Here is a 24873-nt window from a genome sequence, read left to right on the forward strand (position 1 = left end):
TCGGCCATGCGACCGGCCCGGTGGGCGGTCGCATGGCCGGGCGGTGGGCCGCGAGGTGGTCAGACGGGATGTCAGACCTCCTCGGTGCCACCGCTCTCCTCGTCGGTTGCCTTCTCTTCCTTGGCTGCCGCACCCGGCTGGGGTTCGGCCACCGCCACCCGCGCGGGGCGGATGGTGCGTTCGCCGATCCGATACCCCGGCTGCAGGATCGCCACGCAGGTCGTCTCGGTGACATCCGGCGCGTACGAGTGCATCAGGGCTTCATGGATCGTCGGGTCGAAGGGCTCGCCCTCCTTGCCGAACTGCTGCAGGCCCAGCTTGGCGACGACCGTCTCCAGGGATTCGGCCACCGACTTGAACCCGCCCACGAGCTCGCCGTGATCGCGGGCCCGGCCGACGTCGTCGAGCACGGGCAGGAGCTCGGACAGGAGACCCGCTACGGCGATCTCCTTGACCGTGGCCCGGTCCCGCTCGACACGGCGGCGGTAGTTCTGGTACTCAGCCTGGAGCCGCTGGAGGTCGCCCGTGCGCTCACTGAGCGCGGTGCGGACCTGGTCCAGCTGGGCCGTCAGGCCGGCTGTCTGTGCTGCGTCCCCGTCCGGGGACGCCTCCTCCTCCGGAGAGGAAGCGGCGTCCTTCGGCTCGGCTCCGCCGGGGGTGGCGCCGGAGGGGACGTCGGGCTTCTCCTCGAAGCCCGGAGTCTCCTCGGTCACACCGCACCGCCCTTCGCGTCCTTCTCGTCGTCCACGATCTCGGCGTCGACGACATCGTCGTCGGCCTTGGCCTGCTGGGCGCCCGGCTGCTGGTCGCCCTGCGGGCCGCCCTCGGCCTGGGCGTTGGCGTACATCGCCTGGCCCAGCTTCTGGGAGACGGCCGCGACCTTCTCGGTGGCCGTGCGGATCTCGGCGGTGTCGTCGCCCTTGAGCTTCTCCTTCAGCTCGGTGAGCGCGGTCTCCACCTCCGTCTTCACGTCACCGGGGACCTTGTCCTCGTTGTCCTTGAGGAACTTCTCCGTCTGGTAGACGAGCTGCTCGCCCTGGTTGCGCGACTCGGCGGCCTCGCGGCGGGCGTGGTCCTCCTCGGCGTACTTCTCGGCCTCTTCGCGCATCCGGTTGACCTCGTCCTTCGGCAGCGAGGAGCCGCCGGTGACGGTCATCTTCTGCTCCTTGCCGGTGCCGAGGTCCTTGGCGGCGACGTGCATGATGCCGTTCGCGTCGATGTCGAAGGCGACCTCGATCTGCGGGACACCGCGCGGGGCGGGCGGCAGGCCGGTCAGCTCGAACATGCCGAGCTTCTTGTTGTACGCCGCGATCTCGCGCTCGCCCTGGTAGACCTGGATCTGCACGGACGGCTGGTTGTCCTCGGCCGTCGTGAAGATCTCGGAGCGCTTGGTCGGGATCGTGGTGTTGCGCTCGATGAGCTTCGTCATGATGCCGCCCTTGGTCTCGATACCGAGGGACAGCGGGGTGACGTCGAGCAGCAGGACGTCCTTGACCTCGCCCTTGAGGACACCGGCCTGGAGCGAGGCACCGATGGCGACGACCTCGTCCGGGTTCACACCCTTGTTGGCCTCCTGGCCACCGGTCAGCTCCTTGACGAGCTCGGCGACGGCCGGCATGCGGGTCGAACCACCGACGAGCACGACGTGGTCGATCTCGGAGAGCTGGATGCCCGCGTCCTTGACGACGTTGTGGAACGGGGTCTTGCACCGCTCCAGCAGGTCGGCGGTCAGCTGCTGGAACTGCGAGCGCGTGAGCTTCTCATCCAGGTGCAGCGGGCCCTCGGCGGACGCCGTGATGTAGGGCAGGTTGATCGTGGTCTCGGTCGAGGACGAGAGCTCGATCTTCGCCTTCTCCGCGGCCTCGCGCAGACGCTGGAGAGCCATCTTGTCCTTGGACAGGTCCACGCCGTGGCCGTTGGCGAACTGCTTCACCAGGTAGTCGACGACGCGCTGGTCCCAGTCGTCACCACCGAGGTGGTTGTCACCGTTGGTGGCCTTCACCTCGACGACGCCGTCGCCGATCTCCAGCAGCGACACGTCGAAGGTGCCACCGCCGAGGTCGAAGACGAGGATCGTCTGGTCGTCCTTGTCGAGCCCGTACGCCAGCGCGGCGGCGGTCGGCTCGTTGACGATACGCAGGACGTTCAGGCCCGCGATCTCGCCGGCCTCCTTCGTCGCCTGACGCTCGGAGTCGTTGAAGTACGCGGGAACGGTGATGACCGCGTCGGTCACCTTCTCGCCCAGGTAGGACTCGGCGTCCCGCTTCAGCTTCTGCAGGATGAAGGCGCTCATCTGCTGCGGGTTGAAGCTCTTGCCGTCCAGGTCGATCTTCCAGTCAGTGCCCATGTGGCGCTTGACGGAGCGGATGGTCCTGTCGACGTTGGTCACCGCCTGGCGCTTGGCGACCTCGCCGACCAGCACCTCGCCGTTCTTCGCGAAGGCGACGACGGACGGCGTGGTCCTGGCGCCCTCTGCGTTGGTGATGACGGTGGGCTCGCCGCCTTCGAGAACGCTGACGACGGAGTTAGTCGTGCCCAGGTCGATGCCGACCGCACGTGCCATTTCAATTCCTCCAGCTTGACTACTTGAGTGGAACTGACTCAAGGATGCATGACGCCGGTCCCAGTGTCAACAGACTTGAGTCGGGCCGACTCAACTATCGTGCATGCACCTGACGCGCGGCAGATGATCCCGGACGACACCGACCCCTCGCGGGCCGGGCAACCCGCCCCCATCATCGCGTCGTGGGATCGTTCTGTCACAAATTGCCGTGAGCCACACAAAACCGGCAGTCGATCCACCCCACCTCAGGCAGGTGCGAACGATGCAGAGACAGAGACAGGGCCGGCCGATGGACCGTTCCATGGGCCGCGTCCCGGCGCGCGCCGCGGCACGCCTGCCGGGCGACCTGTCCGACCGCGGGCCGGGCCGCATGTCGGCGTACCTGCGGGCCCACGCGACCGCCTGCACCTCGGCGGGCACGCCGGTTCTCCCGCCGGGCCTCCTGTCGGCCCTCTCGTCGGCCCGTACGCGCGTGCGACAGTGGGAGTGGCCGTCGGCCAAGCGCGTACTGGATCTGACCCTCGGCTCGATCCTGCTGACCCTCGCCGCCCCCCTGCTCGCCGCGGGCGCCCTCACCCTCGCCGCACGACGTCCTCCCGGCGGCGTCCTGACCCGCTCGACCCGGATCGGCCTGGGCGGTCACCTCTTCGTACTGCGCTCGCTGCGCACCCGCCGGCTGCGGCTGGACCTGCTCTCCCGGCTGCCGCACGTCGTAAGGGGGGAGCTGTCACTGGTCGGCCCGGAACCCCTGACGCCGGACGAGGCCCGAGCCGGGACGGCCGGACCCCCCGAGGCCGCCGACTCCGCCGACCCCTCCGACCCCACAGCCACCGCCACCGCCACCGCCACCGCCACCACGAAGCCCCCGGGAACCGCCACCGTCCCCGCCGCGAGAGACTGGCGGCAGGAACTGAGACCGGGCCTCACCGGCCTCGCGCAGGTACGCTCCCGCTCCGGCATGCCGTGGGACGAACCCGCCCTGCTCGACCAGCACTACGCCGAGCACCACTGGGTGGGACTCGACCTCGCCATCCTGGCGAGAGCCGTACACACTCCGCTGCACCGGGCGGTCCGCGGACTCACCCGACGCGGCAAGGCACACCTGAGCGACACAGATCACCGCCGGTCCGGCTACAGCGCGGCGGAATAAGTGGATAGTGTCAGCACAGACTGATTAAGTTACTGCTTAGTAGTCCCAGTGTCCGCAGACGCTGGATCCCACCCTCGCAGGCCCGAGGAGCCCCCAAATGCAACTCGCCGCGATCATCGTGTCGCTGGTGCTGACTGTGGTCGGCGTTGCGCTCATCGCCCGAGCCGTCGCGCAGATCTACCGGTTCGTCACGCTCGGACAGCCGGTCCCGGCGGGCAGCCGCACCGACAACCCGAAGCAGCGCACGATCACCCTGGTCAAGGAGTTCCTCGGCCACACCCGGATGAACCGGTGGGGGATCGTCGGCTTCGCGCACTGGTTCGTCGCCATCGGCTTCCTGACGCTGCCGCCGACGCTGCTGCAGGCGTATGGGCAGCTCTTCAAGGCCGACTGGGTCCTGCCGATCATCGGCAACTGGCTGCCGTTCGAGATGTACACCGAGTTCATCGGCCTGATGACGACGGTCGGCATCCTCGTGCTGATCGCCATCCGGCTGCTGAACCTGCCCTCCCGGGCCGGCCGCAAGTCCCGCTTCACGGGTTCCAAGGCGTGGCAGGCGTACTTCGTCGAGTACGTCATCCTCATCATCGGCCTGGCGATCCTGACCCTGCGCGGCCTCGAGGGCGCGATCCACCACGTCGGGAGCTACGAGGCCGCGTACTTCATCTCGTACCCGCTGGTCCTCGCCTTCAAGGGCCTCGCGCTCGGCACGCTGCAGAACCTCATCTACTTCGTCGCGATGATCAAGATCGGCACCTCGCTGATCTGGATGATCACCGTCTCGCTCAACACCAACATGGGTGTCGCCTGGCACCGCTTCCTCGGCTTCCCGAACATCTGGTTCAAGCGGAACGCGGACGGCGCGGTCGCGCTCGGCGCGCTCCAGCCCATGACCTCCGGCGGCAAGGAGATCGACTTCGAGGACCCGGGCGAGGACGACGTCTTCGGTGTCTCCCAGGTCGAGCAGTTCTCCTGGAAGGGCATCCTCGACTTCTCCACGTGCACGGAGTGCGGTCGCTGCCAGTCGCAGTGCCCGGCCTGGAACACGGGCAAGCCGCTCTCCCCGAAGCTCCTGATCATGTCGCTGCGCGACCACGCGCACGCCAAGGCCCCGTATCTGCTGGCCGGCGGCGGCAAGGACATGGAGGGCAACGAGAAGGCGTCCGAGGAGCAGCTGAAGGACGTACCGGCCGCCGCCCTGGCCGAGGCCGAGCGCCCGCTGATCGGCACGGTCGAGGAGAACGGCGTCATCGACCCGGACGTGCTGTGGTCCTGCACCACCTGCGGTGCGTGTGTGGAGCAGTGCCCGGTCGACATCGAGCACATCGACCACATCGTCGACATGCGCCGCTACCAGGTGATGATCGAGTCCGCGTTCCCGTCCGAGGCGGGCACCATGCTCAAGAACCTGGAGAAGAAGGGCAACCCCTGGGGGCTGGCCAAGAAGCAGCGCGTCGAGTGGACCAAGGAGGTCGACTTCGAGGTGCCGATCGTCGGCAAGGACGTCGAGGACCTGTCCGAGGTCGACTATCTGTACTGGGTCGGCTGCGCGGGCGCGCTCGAGGACCGGGCCAAGAAGACCACGAAGGCCTTCGCGGAGCTCCTCCACATCGCGGGCGTCAAGTTCGCGATCATGGGCGGCGACGAGAAGTGCACCGGTGACTCGGCCCGCCGCCTGGGCAACGAGCCGCTGTTCCAGCAGCTCGGCCAGGAGAACGTGGCCATGCTGAACATGGCGTTCGGCGAGTCCCTCGACGAGGACGGGGGCGTGGACGACTCGACGAAGAAGGCGAAGTCGCTCAAGAAGATCGTCGCGACCTGCCCGCACTGCTTCAACACCATCGCCAACGAGTACCCGCAGCTCGGCGGCGAGTACGAGGTCATCCACCACACCCAGCTGCTCCAGCACCTCATCGACGAGGGCAGGCTGATCCCGGTGACCCCGGTCGAGGGCCTGATCACGTACCACGACCCGTGCTACCTGGGCCGTCACAACAAGATCTACACCCCGCCGCGCGAGATCATCGCGAAGGTCCCGGGCCTCAGGAACGAGGAGATGCACCGCCACAAGGAGCGCGGCTTCTGCTGCGGTGCCGGTGGCGCCCGAATGTGGATGGAGGAGCGGATCGGCAAGCGCATCAACAACGAGCGCGTCGACGAGGCCCTGTCCCTGAACCCCGACATCGTCTCCACCGCCTGCCCGTTCTGCCTGGTCATGCTGACCGACTCGGTCAACGGCAAGAAGAACGACGGCAAGGCGAAGGAGTCGGTCCAGGTGGTCGACGTGTCGCAGCTGCTGCTGGACTCCGTGAAGACTCCGGCCGACCCGGCCGGCGAGACGGAGTCGGCGGACGCACCGGAGCCGGAGCCGGTGAAGTAGCTCGGGCTGTCGTGCGACAGAAGCGGCCGGACCTGCCTCGGGGGCAGGACCGGCCGCTTCTGCCTTGCGTGCCGCGTCGCACGTGGGGCAACCCCCCGGGGTTCCCCTAGGGGATGTCACAGCTCGGCCGCAATGGCGGGCAGGTTCCCCAGGCCCTCTCACCGCGCCCACTCGGACCAGGTACGTTCGATGACGTGGCTGGATTCAGGATCGGACGCGGCCGGGACAACCGCACCTCGCAGCAAGGGCAACAGCAACCGCGGCAGCAGCCGTACGGCACACAGGCACCGCCGCCGTACGGGCAGCAGCCCTGGCCGCCGACGGGAGGCAACGCCGCCCCGCCCCCGTACGACAACGGTGGGCGCCACGGCGGCCACAACGGCGGCTACGGGAACGGCAACGGCTACCACGGTGGCGGCCACGGGGAGCCGGAGTACTTCGGCGACCCGTACCAACAGCCCCACCACCCCCACGGGTCCCCCCAGCAGGGCGACCCGTATGCCAACTCCCCCGGCCACACCCAGGCGTTCAGCATCGGTGAGGACCCGTACGGCGACTCCAACACCTACCGCGCCGGCCAGGCCCCCGCGCAGCCCGCAGGCCCGCGGCTGCCGTGGAAGGACCTGCTCAGCGGCATCGTGCTGCGCCCGGGACCGACGTTCTGGCAGATGCGCGACTACCCGGTCTGGGGCCCGGCGCTCATCGTCACGTTCCTGTACGGCCTGCTCGCCCTCTTCGGCTTCGACCAGGCCCGGGACGACGCGATCAACGCGACGATCTCCACCGCGGTCCCCTACGTCGTCATCACGGGCATCGGCTTCGTCATCGGCGGTCTGGTCCTCGGCGCGGTCACGCACACCCTCGCCCGCCAGCTCGGGGGCGACGGCTCCTGGCAGCCGACCGTGGGCCTCTCCATGCTGATCATGTCGATCACGGACGCGCCCCGCCTGATATTCGCCCTCTTCCTCGGGGGCGAGAACTCCCTGGTCCAGATCCTCGGCTGGATCACCTGGCTGGCCTCGGCCGCGCTCTTCACCTCGATGGTGAGCAAATCGCACGACCTGCCGTGGCCGAAGGCGCTGGGCGCCTCCGCGATCCAGCTGATCGCGCTGCTGTCGATCATCAAGCTCGGCACGATCTGACGGTCCCGCCCGCGGGAAAACGGTCCCGTCGGCGGGAAACGGTCCCGTCGAAGGACAGACAGAACCCGGACAAGAAGATAACCCCCGGCGCACGAGCGCCGGGGGTTTTCGGTCCGTCCATCCGTCCATCCGTCCTTACGACCGGCACCCGTCCCGCACCGGCCGGAGTGGCATCACTCACCCGGGCCGTCGGGCCACCGTCCACCGGGCATCACGCACGCACGGAGTTTCGCGCGTCAGGCGTCGAGAATCTGCCCGCTGCGTCGCACGACGGGCTTCTCCACGCTCCACGGGAAATTGATCCAGCGATCGGTCTTCTTCCACACGTACTCGCACTTCACGAGTGAATGCGACTTCTCGTAGATGACCGCGCTGCGCACCTCCGCAACATGATCGATGCAGAAATCGCGCACCAGCTTCAGCGTCTTCCCGGTGTCGGCGACATCGTCGGCGATCAGGACCTTCTTGTCCGAGAAGTCGATGACGTTCGGCACGGGTGCCAGCATGACCGGCATTTCCAAGGTGGTGCCCACACCGGTGTAGAACTCCACATTCACCAGATGAATGTTCTTGCAGTCCAGGGCGTAGGCGAGCCCACCCGCGACGAACACCCCGCCCCGCGCGATGCTCAGCACGACATCGGGCTCGAACCCGTCGTCGGCCACGGCCTGCGCCAGCTCACGCACGGCATGGCCGAAGCCGTCGTACGTCAGATTCTCCCGCACCTCAGCACTCATCGGGCATCACACCTGCGTCCGGTGGAAGTTCATGAACGACCGCGACGCGGTCGGCCCGCGCTGGCCCTGATAACGCGATCCGTACCGCTCGGAGCCGTACGGGAACTCCGAGGGCGAGCTCAGCCGGAACATGCACAGCTGCCCGATCTTCATCCCCGGCCACAGCTTTATGGGCAGCGTCGCGAGATTCGACAGTTCCAGGGTCACATGACCGGAGAAACCGGGGTCGATGAACCCGGCGGTCGAATGCGTCACCAGACCGAGCCGGCCCAGCGAACTCTTCCCCTCCAGCCGCGACGCAAGATCGTCGGGAAGCGAAATGACCTCGTACGTCGAAGCGAGCACGAACTCACCGGGGTGCAGAATGAACGCCTCGTCCCCGTCCGGCTCGACCATGCGCGTCAGATCGGCCTGCTCGACGGCCGGGTCGATATGCGGATAGCGGTGGTTCTCGAACACCCGGAAATAGCGGTCGAGCCGCACATCGATGCTGGAGGGCTGCACCATCGATGCGTCGAACGGATCAATGCGAACACGTCCGGCGTCGATCTCGGCCCGGATGTCCTTGTCTGAGAGAAGCACGCCCCGAGGATACGCAGAACGCGCGGGCCCGCCCCAATCCGGGACCGCCCCGCGCGCCCGACACCGCCGCTACCGCTCCTCGAACACCACGGGCACGGCATGCCGCAACCGCGCACAACGAGGACAGCGAATGAGCCGCCCGGGACCGATCCGCCCGGACCCGAGCTGCTGCATCGGGAACGAAGCGGTAGCGAAAACGTGCCCTTCGGCACAGCGGACGACGGTGCGCTCCATGGAGTCCATCAAGTCCCTTCCCCAACAAGCCTTGGACGAGAAAGCCACATTAGGGGATGAACAGGACGCCACTCCAGGCGGCACTCCGACCACCCACGCTACGCCCCCAACTCCCGCCCACAGCAACCGCATCCACCCTCCCCCACAACAAAAGGGCCCCACGGCTCGAACGCCGGGGACCTGGCATGGGGTACAGTGTGTGACGATACGCAGCGGATCGATCGGTGCGTTACGCGGGTGTAGTTTAATGGTAGAACATGAGCTTCCCAAGCTCAGAGCGCGAGTTCGATTCTCGTCACCCGCTCCATGAAAAAGCCCCAGGCCAGCGGCCGGGGGCTTCTTTGTTGTCTGGACCAGTTCAAGCGTCCCGCACCAGAAGGCTTCTCCTTGGCCCTCTCGCGGGCGGCGCGCACGAGGTCGTTCAGTCCGCTCAACCATCGTGTCCTTGATTGTGGCCCCGGACCGCGTGGCCAGGGTGTGCCCGGTGTGACGAAGGTCGTAGAAACGAAAGCCGTCCGGCATGCCGACGAGCGCGCGAGCCCTGCGCCATTTCCGCCCGAAGGTGGATCGCCGGAACGGCTTGCCCTTCTCCCCCACGAACAGAAGTCCGTCCGGCCCCTTCTCCGCGTACCAGTCCAGGTGACGTCGTAGGTCGGTCCGGAGAAAGGCCGGCAGGACCACGACCCGCTTGCCCGCTTCCGACTTGGTGTCGCCGGGAGCGCGGCGCCCAGTGGTCAGCTCGGGTGCGGCCATGCGTACCCGGATGGTCATCTCGTCCAGGTTCACATCCTTGCGGCGCAGCTCGGCCTGTTCCTCCGGCCTCATGGGGCCGCGCGCGCCGAGGTAGACCATCAGCCGCCACCGGGGGCCGATGGCCTCGGCGAGAGCGTCGACCTGCTCCACCGTGGCTGTCGACCGTTCCTTCGCCTTCTCACTTCCCGCGCCCTTGATCCGGCACGGGTTGCGGCGAATCAGTTCGTCGTCCGCCGCCGTCTCCATGATCGCCTTGAGCAGGTGGTAGGACTTGGCAACGGTCGTCGCGCTGGTGGCGGCCAGGCGCTCGGCCCGCCACGTCCGGACGACCGGTGGGCGGATCTCGTCCAGATCCATCTCGCCGAAGAAGGGCAGGATGTGCAGCCGCAGCAGGCGGCGGTACAGCTCGTCCGGTCGTTCTTGTTCACCTCCTTCGCGGCGCGGGGCTGGGCGGAGACGTGGGGTATCGCGGTCTGGCGCAAGCAGGGGTTCTCTCCTGGCTCGGCTGATGGGGCGGCAACCCCGGACGGCCGGTGTCGTTCAGCCTGAGGCGGTACGCGGACCCGAGCCGTTACGGAAGGCTGTCGCCGACTTCGCAGCATCCGTGGCCTGAGGATCCCCGTCGACCGGGCTCAGCCGCGCGGACGGCCGGTCCGGGTCAGCTCTGTCGTTTGAGTTCGCGCACGGCCGCGGGCAGTGCGAGGCACAGGGCGAAGGAGGTCGCGAAGCCGCCTCCCCCTGCCAGAACGACATCAGTGGCGCCAACGCCTGACTGGAGTACCAACATGCTCACGGCGAGGCCGACCACCATGGAGCAGGCAACGTACAGCGCCAGCCACAGCTGCCACGTACGTCCGGAACGGACTGTCGATTCGGACATGGACTCGATCCTTTCGAGGGTCACGGGCGAGAAGGAGGAAGGACGGGTGGGAAAGATCAGCGGTGGCAGGCCGTCACAGCGGCTCGACCGAGCCGTGCAGCAGGTGTTCGGCGAGTTCGGCCCGCAGCCGACCAAGTGCCGAGACGTACGAGGCGTACGCATCGGCGCGTCGGCCGAGCTCGCCGAGAAGATCCACGCTCCGCCGCTGCTGCCCGATCGGCGGAAAGCGCACGGGAAGGTGGCCCAGAGCCGCAGAGCTAAGCGAGGGGGCTGCCGTGGCCGCGGCACGGTGAGACATCCACTCGCGCGCGTACCGGAGGCCCAAGTACGCGTGGAGGTACAGGGGGTCGATCTCGGCATTCGGACGTACGCGCAGACGCATCACGTTCGAGCTGAGCAGCCATCCGGCCTGTGGGCCGGAGACCAGCGCGGGTTGCTGCTGGGCCCCCGTACGCACGCAGACGATGTCGCTGGGGAGCAACTCGAACTTCTTGAAGCGCTCGGCCGTCTGCCACGGCACGCGGTTCTGGGGTTCGTCCGCGATCTTGCCTCCGACGAGATCCTGCGGGAAGACAAGAGGAATACCGGCGTCCGCCGTGCGTGCCCCCGCTGGAAGGCGGGTGTATGACGGACCGGGCCGGATCTCGCACAGGTCCTTGAGAACTGCCGCGTTCCAGCCGACGGGTCCCGAGCCCGTGCGGTAGCCGCTACCCGTTTCCACCGATCGCTGCTCCAGCAGGCGAAGCATGTCCGTATGCCCTGCCGCCTCCTCACTGGCTGCGCGCAACTGGGCCGCAACGGGGGCAGCGCCGTAGTTTCCGCCCCCCAAGTAATCGGCGGGGCGCAGCGAGCACTCCTCGTCGGCGATGACCGCGCGGGCCACCACGACAGCCGACAAGCCCCGGTCGGCAGCGCGCGCCGCGTACTCCTCACCGTCCGGGCGCTGCTCTCCGTCGAGCCACGGGCGGACCACGGCCGTGATCGCATCGCAGTCCGTGTCGCGCAGCACTCGCCGACGCCGGACCTTTGTGCCCAACTCCTGGGCATCGACGAACAAGACGTCTTCTCTCACCGGATGCTCCACACGTCGCAGCAACCACAGGGAAACCGGCACGGGTGTCGCGGAGAACAGATGGGACGGCAGCGTGATGACGCACTCCACAGCCCCACTGCGGACAAGGGCGCGGCGAATCTTGCGCTCGGCGATGTTCACCGAGTTGCCTGCCTTCACCGGCATGACCACCGCGGCTCGACCGCCGAGTACCAGCGCACCGAGGACGTACTGCACCCAGGCGAAATTGTCGTTGCCCTGTGGTGGTGGTCCGTATGGCCAGTTTCCCGTCCGGCGCCCGGGGCCGGGTGCGTCGCTCATGTTGAACGGAGGGTTCGTCAGCACCACGTCGGCACCGTGTTCGCGGTTCGGCGGCCATCGGTCGGACCGGGTGCTGGTCAGTTTCGGTCGTACGCCGAGGTGGAGAAGGTACAGACTCGCGACCGCTTGCAGCCGGCTGTTGAGGGTCTCGCCGTACACGGTCCCCCGCGCGCCTCCGATGTGCCGACACGCAGCCGCCAGCATCTCTCCGCCCCTCGTGTAGGGGTCCAGCACCGTGGCCTCCTGCCCCGGGGTCAGTACAAGTTCCGCGGACAACGAGGCCAGGCCCACCGGGCTGCAGAACTCCGAGCTTTGCAGCCCTTCCCGGGCGCTGAACGACTCCCACACGAGCTGGAACGCCCCAACGCCTGTGCCGGCCGCCGTCCGTACTGCCGTGGTGAGGTCGTCCCAGCTCCGCGGTTCCAGTTGCAGCAAGCTGCTGCGCATGTCGGTGCGGTCACCGTTCCGGCGCAGCGTGTCCTGGGCCATGTCGCCGAGGGAACGGAGCAGCGATTGCACGTCCCGGGCCCCTCGACCTGCCGACATGGCGTCCTCGATCCGGCGCCACTGGTCCGGTTCCGCATGTCGTACGTACATCACGATGAGACAGAGATTCACGAAGTCCGCCATCGTCGCCGGGCCTCGGACCCGGTCCGCGAGTCGGCCCATCAGCTGATCGACGGCCTTCTTGTCCTCGGTCCCGGTGCGCTGAGCGCTGCTCCCCACGGCTTTCGGTTCCGCAGGCGGTCGGTCACCGCTGGTCCGGCGGAATCGGTCGGCGTAGGTGGTTCCCGCCTGCTCCCCGTCGAGCAACTGGGATTGAGGAACGGTGCGGTTCATCAGCCACCGCGCGATCTCGGCCTCGTGGAAGAGCTCCGTATCGCCGGAGCGCACAGGGGTGGGAAAGTCTTTGTGCCGCCGGGCCCAGTTCGATACGGCCGGGCGCCTCACGCCCGCGCGCTCCGCGATCTGGGTTCGGGTAACAAGACCGGTTTGTTCATCGTGTGCCAACTGCATGGTGGCTCCTGACGGTTGGGCCAGTTGAGCTTCCGATGTGAGGACCGTACGAGGAAGAAGACACGCGGGCCAAACGCGCATTCACAGTGCTCACTCTGTCCGCCTTGGCGGAGCGGTAGGCGATCTACCCCGCCACGATCACAGCAGAGACGAAAAAGCATGTGAAAACGGGCCCATCAACGCTTCTACGACCGGACCCTCCAGCCAGGTTCCTCGATTACATGGGTTAACAGAATTCTTGAGTCAGTCTCCTTGCATGTCAGTTGCGTGCGGGGTTACCGAGGAGGGCAACAGCCACTTCGGCGTCGAGCAGGACGCCTTCGAGCCCACTCTCGATGGCCGGGTACAGGTGATTCCTCCGTACCGCGCATCGCGGTACGGAGGTGGAGACGGCCGTGCGGCTGGTTCCTTCTTGTTCCGTATACCCCTCGGGGCGAAGGGTGTTGAAGGCATCGGCGGTGACTCAGCTCTGTCGGGGGCCGACAGGGAGTCAGGGGAGATTCTTGTGACGACACGTCGCAATGGCGCATGGGGGCCAGCCGCCCGGATCTCGGCGCGGGCGACGCTCGCGGGTCTGGTCGGTGCGGTGGCCGGTATCGTCGCGTACTCCGTCAGCCGGACCAGTGGCCAGACGCTCTCGATCGTCGTGGGCGCTCTGGCGGGCATCACGCTGGTGCTGGGAGCCGTCGGTCCCCGAGCTCGAAGCGGAACCTCGTCCGCGCGCTGCGTGCGGAGGGGAAACGGGTCGCGGCTGTAGGGGGGCCGCGTCTACGACGCGGCGGCGCTCGCCGGGGCCGACCTCGGCACCGCGATAGGCACCAGCACCCTTGTCGCCATCGGCACCCCCGACACCACCCTCGCCCGACGCGCCCGCGCCACCATCCGCGGCAACCTGTTGTGGGCCTTCGGCCGCATTGTCGTCATCCCTCTCGCCGTGGTGGACTTGCACAACCCGATGGGCGCCGCCGGCGGGGCAGCGGACCGGTCTCCTGCTCACAGGAGTGGTGTCTGCGGACCGAGCGGCTCATCGTCGGCTCTTCCTGGATAATCGATGTATGGCATCACAGCCTCGTCCCTCCGATCTCCGTCGTGCCAAGTTCGCCCGGCGCCTGCCCGCAGCGCTCTCCGAGCTTGCCGGTCCCAAGCACGGCCCGGTACGCCTGCCGCTCCACCTTGCGTGGTCAGGGCTGACCACGTTCGACCTCGACCGGCCCCGGCTGCGGATGAGCTACTACCGCATCGTCCTGGCCGAGGGCCAGCACGACGACCTGGTCCAGTACCTCGACCAGGACCTTCTCGTCGGCCTGTGGCCCACATTGCGCACACTGGTCAGCCGGGATGTCCGCGAGGTCTGGGAGAGCGCCTTCGGTGAACTGGCCGACAGCGCCCAGGCCGCTGCGTGAACCTCACAGAACTGCACCGCCGCCTGCTTGCAGACGTGCTCGCCGTGGGCGGTAATTACCCTCTGGCGCTCACCGGTGGCTACGCGGTCCAAGCACACGGCCTGGTCGACCGGCTCAGCCAGGACCTCGATGTCGCGACCGAGAACCCAGGCCGTATGGAAGACATCGCTACTGCCGTGCGCACTGGACTGGAGCAGCGCGGGTGGCGCGTAAGAGCCCTCGAGACAGACCCGCTGTCCGCGCGCCTGATCGTCACCGATACCGCCAGCCGTGAAGAGTGCGAGGTCGACATCCTCAAGGAGGCACTATGGCGGCCTCCTGTGCTCACCGAGCACGGCTTGGTGCTGTCACTCGAAGATGTCGTCGGCACCAAGGTCCGCGCACTGGCCGACCGTGGACTCGCCAGGGACCTGATCGACGTACAGGCCGCCGCGAACCGCTGGAGCCCCGTCGAACTCGAAGAGCTCGGACGACGTCACGCCCGCGACTCTTTCGACCTCAGCGAACTTCAGGCACGGCTGGGCGGAGCCGACTGGATCGACGACACGGAATTCGCCGCGTACGAGCTCGACGAGCAAGCAATCATCGCGTTGCGGCAGTGGGCACAGGCATGGGCCGACGACATCGGTGAACGGCTTCAGGAGCTTGAGGCTCCGCACGAAGACTGACGACCTCGGGGATGCCGACCGCTCGGCAAGGATGCAGTTCGCGACTGCCCAACCCTCAGTTGCCGTGCCCCATCCGTGCCCTCCGGAGTGGACACCAGCGGTCAAGCACGGCGCCCTGAGACCACGCCAGTCTCATGGCTCCGAGCCAAACATGCAGGCCAGAGGCGTTCCAACCGCGCAAGCGCCGGTGATTCCCAAGCTCAGAGCGCGAGTTCGATTCTCGTCACCCGCTCCATGATGAAGGCCCCGGTCGGAGACCAGGGCCTTGTTTGTTGTCTAGACCTGTCTAAGCGCCTTGCACCGCCTCTGCACCACCTGTCCCGAGGTTCCTACCTGCCCGCCGGGCCCGGGGCGGCCTTCAGCGTCTCCCGCATGATGCGCGAGCCTTGCTCAGCCATCTCACCGATGGGGACGGCGAGTTCTTCCGGCGTCACGTCGATCGTCCAGACGAAACGGCTGCGCCCATCGGTGTCGGCGAGGACCTGCATCGAGGCGTGATGGTGCTTCGGCGCCATCGAGCCGCCGACCACCGCGTAGGCCACCCGGCGGGACGCCTCGTCGATGTCGACGATCAGCTCGTGCACGACCACACCGTTCGCGAAGGTCACGATCCTGGTGTCCGCCTCCATGCGAGTGTCCGTGACGAAGCCCGGCACCAGGCGCTGGTGCACGGCTCCGACCTCGCGCAGGGCCGCCCAGACGTTTTCCGGGGAGTTGTCGATCAGGAATTCCTTGTTGATGTGAGCCATGTGCCCTTCTCCTGTCGAGGGACGCGTCAGGCGCCGGTGGTGAGGCAGAACGGATGCCCCTCGGGATCGGTGAGGACGACCCACTGGTCCTTGCCGGGCTGGAACTCGGGCCTCAACGCTCCGAGGGCGAGGATCCGGCCGGCCGCCTCCTCCAGGTCGGTGACCGTGAAGTCGAGGTGGGCGTGCTTGGCATCGTCGGGCCAGCCCGGGACCTGGTAGCCCTCGATGCGTACGAACGCCAGGCCGGGCTGCTCCACGCCGGCCAGGGAGGCGTAGTCCTCGCCGCTGTAGGTGATCTCCCAGCCGGTGACCTCCCTGTAGAACTCGGCGAGCCGAACCGGGTCTCCACAATCGATGACTACGGTGCTGATCTGCGCGAGAACGGACATGACGGTGGCTCCTTGAGCGCGGTACGGGATGACGTGCGACGCCGCTCAGCTTGCTCGCCACGCCCCATCCCGGTCTTGAAGATCCTTGCGGGGGGGGGCCGATGTCAGACCCCCGGCGTAGCGTCGAAGAGTGCTCACCGCCACCGTCCTCGCCGCCCGGCCCGACTTCCGTATCACTGCGGTGAGCTGCCGGGACGACCACACCAACTGGTCGCAGACGGAGGTGCGCGAGGACTACCGGGTGGTGCTCGTGCAGCGCGGCCGGTTCCGCAGGCAGGTGGCCGGCGCCCCGGCCGAGGTCGACCCGACGACGGGCTATCTCGGTGTGCCGGGTGAGGAAGAGCGTTTCGCGCACCCGGCCGCCGGGGGCGACGAGTGCACCTCGATCAGCCTGACGCCCACGCTGTGGCGGGCCGTGGCCGGCGAGGACGCCCGCCCGGCTCGGCAGAGCGTGTACGTGGACGCCCGCCTCGACCTGGCCCGCCGCCGCGTCCTCGCGTCCGCCCGCACCGGCGACGTGGACCACGCTGTGACCGAAGAACTCCTCGGGCTGCTCTCCGCCACCGTCGGACAGGCCGTCGACAGAGCGGTCCCGACCGGCACGCGCCCCGGCCGGGACGAGGGGCCGCTCGTCGCCGCGGCCCGGCAGGCGATCGGCGAGGCCCACCCCGCCTCCGAGGGACTGCTGCCGCTCGCGGAGCTCCTCGGCGTCTCGCCCTACCGTCTGAGCCGCGCCTTCACCCACGTGCTGGGAGTCTCCCTGACCCGTTACCGCAACCGGGTCCGTGTCGGCCGCGCCCTCGACCGTCTGAACGCGGGCGAGGAAGGCCTCGCCACCCTCGCCGCCGACCTGGGCTTCTCCGACCAGGCCCACCTCACCCGGACCATGCGCCACTACCTCGGTCACACACCGACGGCACTGCGGCGGCTCCTCACCCCAGGGCACCCTGAGGGGGACATAGCCGGGTAGAGGGCCCTCAGCCAGGGGCCGGCACGTGCCACTACGTCCCGGTAGGTACGGTGCGCAGCAGTCGAGAAGGGGGCGGCGAACCACCCCGCCCGCGGCCCACAGCAAACGTTTGCCCAGCTCAGATACCGCGCCCGTTCACGGTTCGGCGCGATCAGCCCGCCTGGCCTCGTTATCACTACCTAAGGTGTGCACATGCCCGAACGCTCAAGCGAAGTGCTGCCCAAGCTCTATCCGGAGCTGGCTGCGCCAGGTGGCCTGAGAGAAGCGCTGGCTCGCGAGGCGGTTCGGCGCGGGCACTGTGCCGAACCGCTGGATCCCGTTGAGGGGTACGACCCTGCGGTCGCCGCATGCTGTGCACGTGGCAAGGCACGGTTCGCCGTATACGCGACAAACGCTGACGAACGCGAATTCCGCATCGAGATCTCCACGGACTCCGGATGGCCTTGGGGAGCCTTCGGCAGTACCGGTGACATCGCGGTAGTCGACGCCATCCTGCACGCCTGGCGTGAGGGGGCGTCGATCGATCAACTGCGGCGCGAGTGGACATTGCTCGCGGCGAACCCGCTGGAAGCGGCACCGCCGGGGATGGTGGTCTCGACCGCATGGCGGCTGACCCTGGAACGCTCACCGACGATCAGGCTGGGCGACGCCGAACTGGCCGAGGCCCTGCATGCGCAGCCGGCCCTGCGCGTGTTCTTCCCGTTTCCCTCGCACGGGGAGTTCAGCCTCCTCAGCAGTACGGCTGATCCCTTCTACGAAGAGGTTCCACGGGCAGTGCCGAGCGGAGATGGACTGTGGAACGTGGTTCTCGTCCGCTCGCTGTGGTCGCCGCACATTCCGTCACGTGTGCTCGGAACCCGCCTCGGCGCTCGCGAGGCCGCAGCGCTGATAGCCGCGAACATTCCTGCAGGTAGTGGCCCGGCCATCGAAGGAGGCTGGCCGCAACCGCCGGCCATCGTGACCCCAGTGGTCGGTGACGTCGACGGCTGACGAAAGCGGCCGATCACTGGGAGGAGACCTGACTGACGGCCGATGGCCCCAAGATGGAACTGCCGGTCTCGGACACGCCACCACAGCACGACGGCGCCCATGCCGCAGATCACCGGGGATCTACCCCCATTGGTACGAAGCCCGCCCCCCAACGTCACTCACCAAGCGGCGATCCTTCGGTCGCACCAGCGGTGACCATGCCACAACGTGCCAGTAGCAACGGTAAAGAGCGGTCAACGCAGGCGCCTGTACGACATTCGGATTCCGGTAGCACAAGCCCGTTCGTACAGCTCAGGCGGCATGTTGATACAGCAGGGCCGGGTGATTCCCAAGCTCGGAGCGCGAGTTCGATTCTCGTCACCCGCTCCATGAAAAAGCCCCAGGCCGACGGCCAGGGGCTTCTTTTCCGTCTGGTCCGCATCAGGGGTTCGGCACCACCTCCGCACCACCAGCCCTCGCGTCACCTCATTCGGTGCCCGAGGTGTCCTGTCAGCAGGTCAGCGAAGACGGGTAAGCCGGCCTTCGCGAGACGGGCGACGGCATCAGCGAGAGTGACTGGCGGGTTGCGCTTCTCTCCGACAAGTCTGACTACCGTCTCCGCGACCTCGTGCGGCAACTCCTTGTACAGCCCGCACAGGTACGAATCCGGGTCGATCACTCGCACTCCGCGCTCGGCCAAATCACCGGCAGGGAAGTCGGCAACGTTCCACGTGATCAGGGCGTCGGCACCGGCCGCCACCGCTGCCGCCGAGTGATGCCGGTCGTCGGGGTCATCACCGGGCATTTCATCCACGAGGTGCCCGTATACCGCGGTCTCGATCTCGCAGTCGGGGAAGAAACGCCGGACGGCTTGGGCAACTGCGGCAGCCGACTTCGCCGAACGCTTTCCCTCCCGGACGATGACCCGCTCCCACTCCGCGAGCAGCCGTTCGGACCACACGATCTCGTGGATAGCATCCTCGGTGAGGGCCAGCATCACGTCCATGACCGAGAACGGAAACAGGACGTTGGTGTCCACAAAGACCCGCGCTGCCACGCTCCCCCTCTTTCTTCACTTCGACGGCTAACCGTGAAGCCCGGATCAAGAGGCCGGATCGACACCCTCCAAGACATCTGCGATCTGGCGCCGGCCCTCTCGGCGTCGTTCACGCTGCCGCTGGAACACCAGCACGTCCGCAAGGCGGACCACCCGGTGGCTACTGCCCGGCAGGTTCGTCGAAGGGATGTCGCCGGCATCAAGCAGGCGTGCGACGAACGGCCGAGACAGACCCAGAAGCTCAGCAGTCTCAGCGGGCGACAGCTGCGTCTCGGACGCCAGGACCGTCACCGCATGCCCACGGGCAAGCTCACCGGCCGAGGTCAGGAGCAGGCGGACCAGCTCCCCAGGCAGCACGAGCTCGCTGCCATCCCGGGTACGCACCAACACCTCGACCGCCTCCGGCACCATCCGAGCAGTCGCCGCGAGCGCACCCTGGTGCGAGGGATTCGGCTCCACCTTCTCGGCACGGGCAAGAACGCTGGAACGAGCCATGGCCGCCTCCAATCACTGACCCCGCCCACGTATCATCTGAAATAACTGTAACCTGGGGGTCCGGTGCGAGCAACCCCAGGGCAGACGGGACCTGCCGCGTCCCGCCCGAGCGACTTGCCCTGCTCACCGATCTGCGGGCCAACGGCCCGTGGGGGCCCTCCGAACGGATACGTGAGCAGCACAGGCAAAGCTGACGCCCACGCCACCAGGCATCCAGGCGAACCACGCCAGCGCGCTGGGCAACGCACACCCCCTGTCACCGCGCAAGAGGCCGTGCCACAACGTGCCAGTAGGAGCGGTAAACAGCGGTCACCATAGGAACCGATGTAGCAGTCAGGGCCTGACCATCGGGACGCATTTCAGCAGGTCAGAGCCCATATGTAAGGTCAAGGGCCGGGTGATTCCCAAGCTCGGAACGCGAGTTCGATTCTCGTCTCCCGCTCTTCAGATGAAGCCCCAGGTCAGGGACCTGGGGCTTAGTCATTGTCCAGACCTCTCAGGTTTCCCGGCCGGTGCAGCCGGCACCCTTACCGCGTATGGCCGGCGAGCCCGCCGACCCGGTTCCTGCCGTCGCGAGCGATCACGCTGGCGACGGCAGAGGCCAGCGTGCGCTGGGCACTCGTGCCCCACGGTAAATTCCGTGCCGGTACGGTGCGCGTCGTCCTAGCGTGTACCCATGAGTGAGGACACGTGGGCGGGAGTGCGGGATCGGGTACTCCGGCTCACCGAACACTCCGGAGCGGACAAAGTCTTCGGGGCGCAGGGGCATGGCTTTCGCCTCGGTCCGGTCATGAGCGAGGAACAGCTCCAGGCACTGGAGGCGGACCTGGGCGTGAGTCTGCCCGCGCAGTATCGGAGTTTTCTCCTCCAGGTCGGAGGAGGGGGAGCCGGCCCCGACTACGGCCTGATGACACCGACCTTGGGCGACAGTGGGTGGCAGTGGCGCGGCATCGGCCTCACCTTCTCTGCGCAGCCGACCACCGCCGAGTTCGCCGGACGGCCCTTCGTGGCCGAGGCGCTGCGAAGTGAGCTTGCCGCACTTGAGGCACAGGAACCCGAGATGGGCGCCTTTGCGGCCGACGAGGAGTTCCGCCGCGCGTACGCGGCCTGGGATGCGCGCTACGAGGAACTGCATGACGCGCAGGAGGCAGGCGCGGTGTTCCTCAGCGAGCAGGGATGCGGCTATGCGTCGCTGATGGTGATGACGGGCCCGCACCGAGGTGCCATCTGGGAGGATCTGAGACCGATGGACCGAGGGATCGAGCCGACCGGGCATGACTTCGCGTACTGGTACCGAAGTTGGCTCGAGCGCACCGAGCAACGGCTCGAAACCTGACAGGGTGAGGACCATGCAGTACTGCGAACGCCATGAAATGCACAACTGCGCAGACTGCGCTCCGCGCGCACCTCGCGGCAGCGCACCGACCAGCGACTGGGACGGCTGGCCGGTGGCTGCGATCATCATCCACGCCAGCGGCAAGGCCCACCTTCCCGGTTGCATGCACATCGTCCCGGCCGACATCCGGCCACCCCGCTACGGCTGGGTGCTCACCCCCTCGCCCGGGGCATGGCGTCGTCTCGCGCCCTCCAGCCCGCTCCGCGCCACCCAGGGCAACATCGAGCGGGCGGCTGTGAGCCGCTGCGAGAGTTGCGACGCGACGCAATAGGGACACCGCTCGATTCCTTTGTGGGGAACATGCCGCCCATTCAGGCCGAGCCGACCGTGCCCCAACCATGCCCTCCGGAGCAGTGAACAGCGGTCAGAACGAGTACGACCGAATCACCGCCAAGAGCCACCCATGAGAGCGTTCCCGCAGGTCAGAGAACTGACGCTCCCACAGAGCAGCGGTGATTCCCGAGCTCGGGGCGCGAGTTCGATTCTCGTCACCCGCTCTTCCACGAGGCCCCGGGGCAGCGACCTGGGGCCTCGTCGTTGCCCAGACCTCTCTCTAGGCGTCGCGGGCCAGCGCACCGCCTGGCCCCTTGTTCTCGTAGGTTCGGGCGAGTATCCCCACGGTGGCGGCCATGGCTCGGCGGAGTTCGGCCGGTGCGACGACCTCGACATCGCCACCGAGCCTCAGCAGTTCGCCGCAGGCGTGCTCGGTGCCCTCGACCGGGATGACCGCCTCGACCCATCCGTCGTCGCCGACGGCGGTCGCGGTGGAGTCGACAGCCCGCACCACCTCCGGGGGAACGTTGTCAGGAAGGCGCCGGCGTCCCCGGGGAGACAGGCGGACGGTGGCTGTGCCGGTGTAGCGGCGGGCCTGGAAGTCATCGAGGTAGGAGGCCCAGTACGCGCCCAGGTCGAAGTCCTGCGGCCGGTCGAACCGCTCGTCGCCGAGCACCGCGTCGAGGACCTGGGCGACGCGGTAGGTCGCGGTCCCCCTGTCGGTGGCGGCCACGAGGTACCAGGTACCGGACTTGAGTACCAGGCCGTAGGGGTGGAGGTGGCGATTCACCTCCTGCGGGGCGCGCCAGCGGCGGTAACGCACATCCACCGCACGCCGGGTGAGAACCGCGTCGACGAACAGGGGGAGATGCGGCGTCTGTTCGGGCTCCCGGTACCAGCCGGGGGCGTCCAGGTGGAACACCGCCGCGGTTCGCGCCGCCTCCTCACGCAGTCCTGCCGGCAGCGCGGCGAGAAGCTTCAGCCGGGCCGCCGACATCTCGGCCGTGAATCCCAGGTCGGCGGCGGGTCCGGGCAGTCCGGCGAAGAACAGTGTCCGCGCCTCGCCCTCGCTCATCCCGGTGAGGCGGGTGCGGTAGCCGTCGAGCAGTCGGTAGCCGCCCCCGCGGCCCGGCTCCGCGTAGACCGGAACCCCTGCGGACTGCAGGCGCGCCACGTCACGGTAGGCGGTGCGCACGGACACGTTCAGCTCGTCGGCGATTCCCCGCGCGGACATACGGCCCCGCGATTGCAGCAACAGCAGCACCGAGAGCAGTCGACTGGCAGACATGCGCGCATTCTCCTCGGAAACCCTGACAGCACCTGTCACACAGCGCCCCTACCGTCGAACCGTTCCCCGGCTACGACCGAACAGGCCGGGAACTCTGCACGGAGAACACCGGAACAGGAGTCTTGTTGTGCCACACACCGAACTCGTCGGCCCACCGGCCGTGATCGAGCTTCGCCAGTACACGCTGCGTCCCCGGCGGCGCGACGAACTCATCGAGCTGTTCGACCGGGAGTTCGTCGAATCCCAGGAAGACGTGGGGATGAGTGTGCTCGGCCAGTTCCGGGACCTCGACGATCCGGACCGCTTCGTCTGGTTGCGCGGATTCCGGGACATGGCGGCGCGCCATCGCGCGCTCACGGACTTCTACGGCGGGCCCGTCTGGGCCGAGCACGGTCCGCAGGCGAACGACACCATGATCGACTCCGACGATGTCCTCCTCCTGCGCCCCGTGTCGGCCGGGGGCGGCTTCACCGGCGCGCTGTCCGGGCGGTCCCCGGCCGGCGCCGCGGCGCCTGACCGGTTCGTGTCCGCCACCGTGTGGTCCTTCCCTCCCGGACGGCAGGACGGCATCGCGCTGATCCGGGACGGCCTCCTCCCCGCGCTCCGGGAGACGGGACCCGCCCCGCTCGCCTTCCTGACCACCGAGCACGCGCACAACACATTCGCCGCGCTGCCGGTCCGCGCCGGCGAGAACGTCGCCGCGATCTTCACCTCGTACCCCGACGAGAGTGCGCACCGCCGGCACCTCGCCGACATGCGGGCCCACCCCCTCGCACGGCACGAGATCCTGCCGGATGTCGAGCGGGAACAGACATCAGCACCTCAGGTACTCCGGCTCGGGCCGACCGGTCGCTCGCTGATCTGACCGATCACCGCCGCGCAGCCCGTGGGACGGGGGCGCCTCGGCGGCGAGCCACGGGCCCGGCCGCGTGGCCGAGCGACACATCGGAAGGCGAGACGACCGTGGCCTTCCGTCCAGGGCGACGTCACCGACTGCGACGGTCACGGCCGAAACCGCTGGGCGGGACCGGGGACCCACCCGAGAACCGCCCGAGCAGGTAAAATTCAGGCGTATGGGTATATGGCGGCGGCTCTCGTTCCGCCAACATTCCTGGCGGGCCAGTGACGCTCTGCTGGCGATACCGCTCGCTCTGATCGCAGGCATCGTGCTTGTCGACGCGACGACCGGGCCCGACGTGGCGCTGGGCCCCCTGCTGATCGTGGCTCCCGCGCTCACCGCCTCTTTCGCCGGCCCCCTCCTGACCGCCGTGGTCGGAGCCATCGCCGTGGCGGCCCTGTTCGGCATCGGCGTAGGGCTCCGCATCCTGACCACGGAGAGCATCGGTACGCAGATCGTCGCCGTGGTGGTGGTCTCGGCGATCGTGACGGTGTTCCGGTGGCTGCGGGATCGGTACGGTCGTGAGCTGGCACAGGTGCGGACGGTGTCGGAGGCCACGCAGCGAGCGGTGCTCAGGCCGCTGCCGCGGCAGATCGGGCCGTTGCGGGTGGCCTCGGTGTACCTCGCGGCGGAGGAGCAGGCACAGATCGGCGGCGATCTGTACGCGGCCACCCGTACCTCGGCCGGCACCAGGCTGATCATCGGGGATGCCAGGGGCAAGGGCCTGACCGCGATCGGGGACGCCGCGCTGCTGCTGGGTGCGTTCCGGGCGGCCGCGCACCGGCAGTCCTCCTTGCCCGACCTCATGGCCTACCTGGAGAACAGCGTGTGCTGGAGCATGGTCGAACCCGCCGAGTCGGAGCAGGAAGGGGAGTGCTTCATCACCGCCGCCGTCATCGACATCCCCGACGCAGGTGAGAAGGTGGAGATGATCAGCTGCGGGCACCCGCCCCCTTTGCTGCTTCGCGACGGCCACGTCACCGCGCTCGACCCCACCCGCCCCACGTTGCCGCTGGGCCTGGGCGAGCTGACCACACCCCAGTACCAGGTGGACACCTTCGCCCTGGGGCCCGCGGACCTGCTGCTGCTCTACACCGACGGCGTGATAGAAGCCCGGGACTCCGGCAGAATCTTCTACCCGCTGGCCGAACGTGCCGCCTCCCAGGCACACGACAGTCCTCGGGCGTTGATCCACCACCTGCGCGCCGACCTTCTGGCCCATGTGGGCGGGCATCTGGACGACGATGCCGCCATGGTCTGCGTCCAGCGCACCCCCGTCCCCGCGCCGGCGACCTCCACGACGGCAGGCACCCGCCCCGGCCCGCCCCACCCGCAGCCCCGCTCCACCACGAAGCACAGCAACCACCACGGCCGCCGCTGACCGCCATGAGCCGCCACCCGGCGGACCGACGGCCGGTACGCCGGGCCTGAGGGCCCTCAACGGGTGGCTTTCACCTCTCCGTCCGGGCGGCTTTCGTCAGCGGTCGGGTTCTGCTGTTCATGCCTGT

General features: G+C 68.1%; 24 protein-coding genes, 1 tRNA gene and 1 pseudogene. 13 read left to right on the forward strand and 13 right to left on the reverse strand.

Annotation, left to right across the window (positions count from 1 at the left end):
• Nucleotides 1-71 precede the first annotated feature (71 nt).
• Nucleotides 72-713: a nucleotide exchange factor GrpE gene (gene grpE / locus ACIQCZ_RS17010; RefSeq protein ID WP_402283045.1), complete on the reverse strand. Its 642-nt coding sequence runs from the start codon at nucleotides 711-713 to the stop codon at nucleotides 72-74.
• Entirely contained in the window at nucleotides 710-2563 is a 1854-nt protein-coding gene (dnaK, locus tag ACIQCZ_RS17015; RefSeq protein WP_376277769.1) for a molecular chaperone DnaK, read from the reverse strand. The genes grpE and dnaK overlap by 4 nt, the downstream gene beginning before the upstream one ends.
• 442 nt (nucleotides 2564-3005) lie before the next feature.
• Here dnaK and ACIQCZ_RS17020 point away from each other — a divergent pair, with 442 nt between their 5' ends.
• The 3 genes from ACIQCZ_RS17020 (at nucleotide 3006) to ACIQCZ_RS17030 (ending at nucleotide 7235) form a co-directional block, all read left to right on the forward strand.
• Nucleotides 3006-3713: a sugar transferase gene (locus ACIQCZ_RS17020; protein ID WP_402283545.1), complete on the forward strand. Its 708-nt coding sequence runs from the start codon at nucleotides 3006-3008 to the stop codon at nucleotides 3711-3713.
• Nucleotides 3714-3810: 97 nt separating this feature from the next.
• A complete protein-coding gene (locus ACIQCZ_RS17025; RefSeq protein ID WP_402283046.1) occupies nucleotides 3811-6093 on the forward strand; it encodes a (Fe-S)-binding protein in 2283 nt (760 codons plus the stop codon).
• Between the two features lie 194 nt (nucleotides 6094-6287).
• A complete protein-coding gene (locus ACIQCZ_RS17030; protein ID WP_402283047.1) occupies nucleotides 6288-7235 on the forward strand; it encodes a Yip1 family protein in 948 nt (315 codons plus the stop codon).
• 236 nt (nucleotides 7236-7471) lie between these two features.
• On the opposite strand, the gene ACIQCZ_RS17035 is transcribed toward ACIQCZ_RS17030, so the two are convergent.
• Both ACIQCZ_RS17035 and dcd read right to left on the reverse strand, forming a co-directional pair.
• Nucleotides 7472-7972 (reverse strand): phosphoribosyltransferase, encoded by a 501-nt coding sequence (locus tag ACIQCZ_RS17035; protein WP_402283049.1) that lies wholly within the window; start codon nucleotides 7970-7972, stop codon nucleotides 7472-7474.
• Between the two features lie 6 nt (nucleotides 7973-7978).
• Entirely contained in the window at nucleotides 7979-8554 is a 576-nt protein-coding gene (gene dcd, locus ACIQCZ_RS17040) for a dCTP deaminase (protein WP_072487843.1), read from the reverse strand.
• A gap of 467 nt (nucleotides 8555-9021) precedes the next feature.
• Here dcd and ACIQCZ_RS17045 point away from each other — a divergent pair.
• Nucleotides 9022-9095, forward strand: a tRNA-Gly gene (locus ACIQCZ_RS17045).
• On the opposite strand, the gene ACIQCZ_RS17050 is transcribed toward ACIQCZ_RS17045, so the two are convergent.
• The 4 genes and pseudogenes from ACIQCZ_RS17050 to ACIQCZ_RS17065 all read right to left on the reverse strand — a co-directional run bounded on the left by ACIQCZ_RS17050 (nucleotide 9061) and on the right by ACIQCZ_RS17065 (nucleotide 12687).
• Nucleotides 9061-9222: a hypothetical protein gene (locus ACIQCZ_RS17050; RefSeq protein WP_402283051.1), complete on the reverse strand. Its 162-nt coding sequence runs from the start codon at nucleotides 9220-9222 to the stop codon at nucleotides 9061-9063. The genes ACIQCZ_RS17045 and ACIQCZ_RS17050 overlap by 35 nt on opposite strands.
• Nucleotides 9221-9952, reverse strand: a pseudogene (locus ACIQCZ_RS17055) (tyrosine-type recombinase/integrase); the annotation flags it as partial. The pseudogene ACIQCZ_RS17055 and the gene ACIQCZ_RS17050, both read right to left, overlap by 2 nt.
• A 247-nt stretch (nucleotides 9953-10199) precedes the next feature.
• Nucleotides 10200-10421, reverse strand: coding sequence for a hypothetical protein (locus ACIQCZ_RS17060; protein WP_402283053.1), 222 nt, complete (start codon nucleotides 10419-10421; stop codon nucleotides 10200-10202).
• A gap of 73 nt (nucleotides 10422-10494) precedes the next feature.
• The gene (locus tag ACIQCZ_RS17065; protein WP_402283055.1) at nucleotides 10495-12687 is read right to left on the reverse strand and encodes an N-6 DNA methylase; all 2193 of its coding nucleotides are present in this window, start codon (nucleotides 12685-12687) and stop codon (nucleotides 10495-10497) included.
• A gap of 628 nt (nucleotides 12688-13315) precedes the next feature.
• Here ACIQCZ_RS17065 and ACIQCZ_RS17070 point away from each other — a divergent pair.
• From ACIQCZ_RS17070 to ACIQCZ_RS17080, 3 genes are all read left to right on the forward strand, one after another.
• On the forward strand, nucleotides 13316-13567 hold the full coding sequence (locus ACIQCZ_RS17070) for a hypothetical protein (protein WP_402283056.1): 252 nt from the start codon (nucleotides 13316-13318) through the stop codon (nucleotides 13565-13567).
• A 298-nt stretch (nucleotides 13568-13865) separates the two neighbouring features.
• Nucleotides 13866-14213, forward strand: coding sequence for a transcriptional regulator (locus tag ACIQCZ_RS17075; protein ID WP_402283057.1), 348 nt, complete (start codon nucleotides 13866-13868; stop codon nucleotides 14211-14213).
• Entirely contained in the window at nucleotides 14210-14881 is a 672-nt protein-coding gene (locus tag ACIQCZ_RS17080; RefSeq protein ID WP_402283059.1) for a nucleotidyl transferase AbiEii/AbiGii toxin family protein, read from the forward strand. Before ACIQCZ_RS17075 ends, ACIQCZ_RS17080 begins: the two co-directional genes overlap by 4 nt.
• A 329-nt stretch (nucleotides 14882-15210) precedes the next feature.
• Here ACIQCZ_RS17080 and ACIQCZ_RS17085 read toward each other — a convergent pair whose 3' ends face one another.
• Together ACIQCZ_RS17085 and ACIQCZ_RS17090 are read right to left on the reverse strand one after the other, a co-directional pair.
• Nucleotides 15211-15630 (reverse strand): SRPBCC family protein, encoded by a 420-nt coding sequence (locus ACIQCZ_RS17085; protein ID WP_402283061.1) that lies wholly within the window; start codon nucleotides 15628-15630, stop codon nucleotides 15211-15213.
• A gap of 26 nt (nucleotides 15631-15656) precedes the next feature.
• Nucleotides 15657-16019 (reverse strand): VOC family protein, encoded by a 363-nt coding sequence (locus ACIQCZ_RS17090; protein ID WP_402283063.1) that lies wholly within the window; start codon nucleotides 16017-16019, stop codon nucleotides 15657-15659.
• A gap of 130 nt (nucleotides 16020-16149) precedes the next feature.
• On the opposite strand from ACIQCZ_RS17090, the gene ACIQCZ_RS17095 reads away from it, so the two are divergent.
• Both ACIQCZ_RS17095 and ACIQCZ_RS17100 read left to right on the forward strand, forming a co-directional pair.
• Complete coding sequence (locus tag ACIQCZ_RS17095) at nucleotides 16150-16989, forward strand: helix-turn-helix domain-containing protein (protein ID WP_402283065.1); 840 nt, start codon at nucleotides 16150-16152, stop codon at nucleotides 16987-16989.
• Between the two features lie 192 nt (nucleotides 16990-17181).
• Nucleotides 17182-17979: a DUF6193 family natural product biosynthesis protein gene (locus tag ACIQCZ_RS17100; RefSeq protein ID WP_402283066.1), complete on the forward strand. Its 798-nt coding sequence runs from the start codon at nucleotides 17182-17184 to the stop codon at nucleotides 17977-17979.
• 460 nt (nucleotides 17980-18439) lie between these two features.
• On the opposite strand, the gene ACIQCZ_RS17105 is transcribed toward ACIQCZ_RS17100, so the two are convergent.
• Together ACIQCZ_RS17105 and ACIQCZ_RS17110 are read right to left on the reverse strand one after the other, a co-directional pair.
• On the reverse strand, nucleotides 18440-19015 hold the full coding sequence (locus ACIQCZ_RS17105) for a PIN domain-containing protein (protein WP_389792942.1): 576 nt from the start codon (nucleotides 19013-19015) through the stop codon (nucleotides 18440-18442).
• A 45-nt stretch (nucleotides 19016-19060) separates the two neighbouring features.
• On the reverse strand, nucleotides 19061-19510 hold the full coding sequence (locus tag ACIQCZ_RS17110; protein WP_402283068.1) for a helix-turn-helix domain-containing protein: 450 nt from the start codon (nucleotides 19508-19510) through the stop codon (nucleotides 19061-19063).
• 676 nt (nucleotides 19511-20186) lie between these two features.
• Here ACIQCZ_RS17110 and ACIQCZ_RS17115 point away from each other — a divergent pair.
• Both ACIQCZ_RS17115 and ACIQCZ_RS17120 read left to right on the forward strand, forming a co-directional pair.
• Entirely contained in the window at nucleotides 20187-20846 is a 660-nt protein-coding gene (locus ACIQCZ_RS17115) for an SMI1/KNR4 family protein (protein WP_402283069.1), read from the forward strand.
• Between the two features lie 13 nt (nucleotides 20847-20859).
• Nucleotides 20860-21177 carry a hypothetical protein gene (locus tag ACIQCZ_RS17120; protein ID WP_402283070.1) on the forward strand — a complete coding sequence of 106 codons (318 nt, stop codon included), beginning with the start codon at nucleotides 20860-20862 and terminating at the stop codon, nucleotides 21175-21177.
• A 282-nt stretch (nucleotides 21178-21459) separates the two neighbouring features.
• Here ACIQCZ_RS17120 and ACIQCZ_RS17125 read toward each other — a convergent pair whose 3' ends face one another.
• On the reverse strand, nucleotides 21460-22467 hold the full coding sequence (locus tag ACIQCZ_RS17125) for a helix-turn-helix transcriptional regulator (protein WP_402283071.1): 1008 nt from the start codon (nucleotides 22465-22467) through the stop codon (nucleotides 21460-21462).
• 127 nt (nucleotides 22468-22594) lie between these two features.
• Here ACIQCZ_RS17125 and ACIQCZ_RS17130 point away from each other — a divergent pair, with 127 nt between their 5' ends.
• Nucleotides 22595-23332: an NIPSNAP family protein gene (locus ACIQCZ_RS17130; protein ID WP_402283073.1), complete on the forward strand. Its 738-nt coding sequence runs from the start codon at nucleotides 22595-22597 to the stop codon at nucleotides 23330-23332.
• 208 nt (nucleotides 23333-23540) lie between these two features.
• A complete protein-coding gene (locus ACIQCZ_RS17135; RefSeq protein WP_402283075.1) occupies nucleotides 23541-24746 on the forward strand; it encodes a PP2C family protein-serine/threonine phosphatase in 1206 nt (401 codons plus the stop codon).
• The last annotated feature ends 127 nt before the right edge of the window (nucleotides 24747-24873 follow it).

The organism is Streptomyces sp. NPDC093149, assembly GCF_044754145.1.
Taxonomy (GTDB): domain Bacteria; phylum Actinomycetota; class Actinomycetes; order Streptomycetales; family Streptomycetaceae; genus Streptomyces.

Coding starts and splice junctions, on each gene's coding strand:
- dnaK (WP_376277769.1), bottom strand. CDS start 2,563: ATGGCACGTGCGGTCGGCATCGACCTGGGCACGACTAACTCCGTCGTC.
- ACIQCZ_RS17025 (WP_402283046.1), top strand. CDS start 3,811: ATGCAACTCGCCGCGATCATCGTGTCGCTGGTGCTGACTGTGGTCGGC.
- ACIQCZ_RS17035 (WP_402283049.1), bottom strand. CDS start 7,972: ATGAGTGCTGAGGTGCGGGAGAATCTGACGTACGACGGCTTCGGCCAT.
- ACIQCZ_RS17060 (WP_402283053.1), bottom strand. CDS start 10,421: ATGTCCGAATCGACAGTCCGTTCCGGACGTACGTGGCAGCTGTGGCTG.
- ACIQCZ_RS17075 (WP_402283057.1), top strand. CDS start 13,866: ATGGCATCACAGCCTCGTCCCTCCGATCTCCGTCGTGCCAAGTTCGCC.
- ACIQCZ_RS17085 (WP_402283061.1), bottom strand. CDS start 15,630: ATGGCTCACATCAACAAGGAATTCCTGATCGACAACTCCCCGGAAAAC.
- ACIQCZ_RS17090 (WP_402283063.1), bottom strand. CDS start 16,019: ATGTCCGTTCTCGCGCAGATCAGCACCGTAGTCATCGATTGTGGAGAC.
- ACIQCZ_RS17100 (WP_402283066.1), top strand. CDS start 17,182: ATGCCCGAACGCTCAAGCGAAGTGCTGCCCAAGCTCTATCCGGAGCTG.
- ACIQCZ_RS17110 (WP_402283068.1), bottom strand. CDS start 19,510: ATGGCTCGTTCCAGCGTTCTTGCCCGTGCCGAGAAGGTGGAGCCGAAT.
- ACIQCZ_RS17115 (WP_402283069.1), top strand. CDS start 20,187: ATGAGTGAGGACACGTGGGCGGGAGTGCGGGATCGGGTACTCCGGCTC.
- ACIQCZ_RS17120 (WP_402283070.1), top strand. CDS start 20,860: ATGCAGTACTGCGAACGCCATGAAATGCACAACTGCGCAGACTGCGCT.
- ACIQCZ_RS17125 (WP_402283071.1), bottom strand. CDS start 22,467: ATGTCTGCCAGTCGACTGCTCTCGGTGCTGCTGTTGCTGCAATCGCGG.
- ACIQCZ_RS17135 (WP_402283075.1), top strand. CDS start 23,541: ATGGGTATATGGCGGCGGCTCTCGTTCCGCCAACATTCCTGGCGGGCC.